The organism is Microbacterium sp., assembly GCF_031988965.1.
Lineage (GTDB): Bacteria > Actinomycetota > Actinomycetes > Actinomycetales > Microbacteriaceae > Microbacterium.
The window spans coordinates 3,462-3,765 of the sequence record NZ_DALZXX010000207.1; the positions used below are offsets into that span (position 1 = coordinate 3,462).

Here is a 304-nt window from a genome sequence, read left to right on the forward strand (position 1 = left end):
CGCCCGGACTTCTTGCCCGTGACGATCGTCCTCGTAGCTGTCATGAGCACGACGGCGACGAGGACGATCGTCACGGGCAAGAAGTCCGGGCGCGGGAGGGCGCTGCGCAGCGGCCGCCGCCCCGAGAACGAGCTCGACCGCCCGGGTCAGAAGGCCCGGCTGCGCCGTGAGACGGCGACAGGCTACGCATTCCTGACACCCTGGCTGATCGGCTTCTTCGGTCTGACGGGTGTGCCGATGGTGTACTCCCTGTACCTGTCCTTCACGAAGTACAACATCTTCCAGCCGCCGAAGTGGATCGGGC

General features: G+C 66.4%; 1 pseudogene. It reads left to right on the top strand.

The window, feature by feature from the left end:
• Window positions 1–42: 42 nt before the first annotated feature.
• Window positions 43–304, top strand: a pseudogene (locus RTM68_RS17595) (ABC transporter permease); the annotation flags it as partial.